This window comes from uncultured Tepidimonas sp., assembly GCF_938045175.1.
GTDB lineage: Bacteria > Pseudomonadota > Gammaproteobacteria > Burkholderiales > Burkholderiaceae_C > Tepidimonas.
On the sequence record NZ_CALIND010000164.1, the window covers coordinates 1 to 2,537 of the forward strand.

At 63.6% G+C, this 2,537-nt stretch carries 2 protein-coding genes and 1 pseudogene; 1 reads left to right on the forward strand and 2 read right to left on the reverse strand.

The window, feature by feature from the left end:
* Nucleotides 1-1,380, forward strand: a pseudogene (locus Q0716_RS08685) (type III deoxyribonuclease); the annotation flags it as partial.
* Between the two features lie 312 nt (nt 1,381-1,692).
* Here Q0716_RS08685 and Q0716_RS08690 read toward each other — a convergent pair.
* Both Q0716_RS08690 and dcd read right to left on the reverse strand, forming a co-directional pair.
* Entirely contained in the window at nt 1,693-1,833 is a 141-nt protein-coding gene (locus Q0716_RS08690) for a hypothetical protein (RefSeq protein ID WP_156137228.1), read from the reverse strand.
* 113 nt (nt 1,834-1,946) lie between these two features.
* Nucleotides 1,947-2,513 carry a dCTP deaminase gene (dcd, locus tag Q0716_RS08695; RefSeq protein WP_058616447.1) on the reverse strand — a complete coding sequence of 189 codons (567 nt, stop codon included), beginning with the start codon at nt 2,511-2,513 and terminating at the stop codon, nt 1,947-1,949.
* Nucleotides 2,514-2,537: the final 24 nt, after the last annotated feature.

Sequence of the window (2,537 nt, forward strand, 5' to 3'; positions counted from 1 at the left end):
GCCGAGGTGATGATGTCTTTCCGTCGCGCGGAAGATCACACCTACATTGCCCAGTTGCTCGGCCGCATGGTGCGCACGCCGCTGGCGCGCCGCATCGAAAAAGATGCCGCGCTCAACGATGTGCATCTGTTCCTGCCCTACTTCGACACGCAGGCGGTGCAAAACGTGGTGGCCGCACTGCACAACCAGGAGGACGTGCCGCCGGCCGAGACGGGCTCCAGTCGCGAGCTGGTGGTGCTCCAGCGCCGGGCGGGCACCGAGGCCCTGTTCGCCGCCTTGGACGGCCTGGTGACTTACCGCGTGGGCGCCGTGCGGGCGCAAAGCCCGCTGCGACGCTACATGGCCATGGCGCGCAGCTTGACGCTCGACGGGATCGACGACGAGGCCTGGGGCCAGGCCAAGGCGCAGATCGTGGCGTGGATGACCGAGTGCGTGGCCACTTTGAAGGCCACCGGGGAATTCGATTCGGCGGCGCGCGCCATCACGCAGGTGGGCCTGCGAACCCTGGCCGTGCATAACGGAACCGGCGTGAGTGAGCCGCAAGCGGACTATCGCATCGAGGCATCCAGCGTTGACATCGACCGCCTGTTTGAGGAGGCAGGCCGCGTATTCAGCCACGGCTTGCAAATGGAGTACTGGCGCGCCCACGCCGAGCGCGACGCGGTAGACGTGAAGGTGGAAGCCATCGTGCTGGCGCGCCATCCCACGCAGATGGGCGAATTGGAAAAGCGCGCCGAGCAGGCCTTCAACGCCTTGTACGACCAGCACAAGAAGGCGATCTACCAGCTCAAGGAGCATCGCCGTGCCAACTACGAGAAGTTGCGGCTCGCCACGGCCGAACCGGCCGAGGTGCCGTGGCACCTGCCGGAGTCGATCGACTTCCGGCGACAACCCACTGATGCGCTGTGGGAGCGCCATCTGTACGTGGAGGGCAACGGCCAGTTCCGGGCCGCGCTGGGCACATGGGAAGCGGATGTTCTGAAGGAAGAACTCGCCAACCCGGCGGTGGTGGGCTGGTTGCGCAACCTGGACCGCAAACCCTGGTCGCTGGAGGTGCCCTACATGTCAGGGGGGGAGGTCAGGCCGATGTTCCCCGATCTCGTCATCGTTCGGCAGGTGGAAGGCGGGTATGCGATCGACATCCTGGAGCCCCATCGGCCGGACCTGGACGACAACTTCGAGAAGGCGGTCGGGCTGGCGAAGTTCGCCGAACGACATGGAGCACTCTTTGGGCGCATTCAGCTGATTCGCCAGCAGTCCACCGCCGGCGGTGAGCGCTACATGCGGTTGGAGATCAATCACACCCCCACCATCAAACGGCTGCTGCTGATCACCAGCAATCCGCAGCTCGACGCGGTATTTGCGGAACTTGGCAAGTGAGCAGATAGGGCCTTTGTGAAAGAGATGACTTGACATCCTCCCCGGCCTGAAGTCCGGAGATTCCTTCGGCGCTCAGGCGCGGCCTACCCTGAACGGTGGTGCTTGCCGCGCACTTAGTCGAACGCACGGTAAAGGTGAGCGGTGCATGTCAAGATAGTTGTCGCCTGAATCATGCTGCTAAGGAACCGCTGAATAAACCCCGCCCGTCCGTCTCGAGCGCTGCTGCGCTGGCGGACTGGCCAAAGATGGTGCCGCAGCCCGCACTCAGCGACCCTCGCGGGCCAGATCGGTACCCACGAACCGGCGGATGGCCTAACTGTCGTACAGCGCGTCCTCGAGGCCTTCGTCCGACAGCCCAAAGCCCTTTTGCACGACGTACGCCCTGAGCTCGCGTCGGGTGAGCTTCTTCTTGGAGACGACCTCGAGTTCGGCAAAGCTCGTCTGGATGGGCATGGGGCTGGTCTGTGGGCTGGGTTAGGCAGGGTGTGTCGATATGATGGTGCCAGGTCGTGGGAAGGTTGGGGATTGAATCAGTTGATCCCTAGCCAACGACACGACCGCCGGCTTCACGCCCGCGGCAGCGTCACGCCCCGCTGCCCCTGGTACTTGCCGCCGCGGTCGCGGTACGAGACGTCGCAGACCTCGTCGCTCTCGAAAAACAGCACCTGCGCGCAGCCCTCGCCGGCGTAAATCTTGGCTGGCAGCGGGGTGGTGTTGGAAAACTCCAGCGTCACATAGCCTTCCCACTCGGGCTCGAAAGGCGTGACGTTGACGATGATGCCGCAGCGGGCGTAGGTGCTCTTGCCCAGGCAGATGGTCAGTACGTTGCGCGGGATGCGGAAGTACTCCACCGTGCGCGCGAGCGCAAAGCTGTTGGGCGGGATGATGCAGTGGTCCCCGTGAAAATCGACGAAGCTCTTCTCGTCGAAGTTCTTGGGGTCGACCACCGTGCTGTGGATGTTGGTAAAGACTTTGAATTCCGGCGCGCAGCGGATGTCATAGCCGTAGCTGCTGGTACCGTAGCTGATGACGCGCCGTCCGTCGACCTCGCGAATTTGGCCCGGCTCGAACGGCTCGATCATGCCGTATTCCTCCGCCATGCGGCGGATCCATTTGTCGCTTTTGATGGTCATGGTGGGTGGGCGCAACAGTCGTTC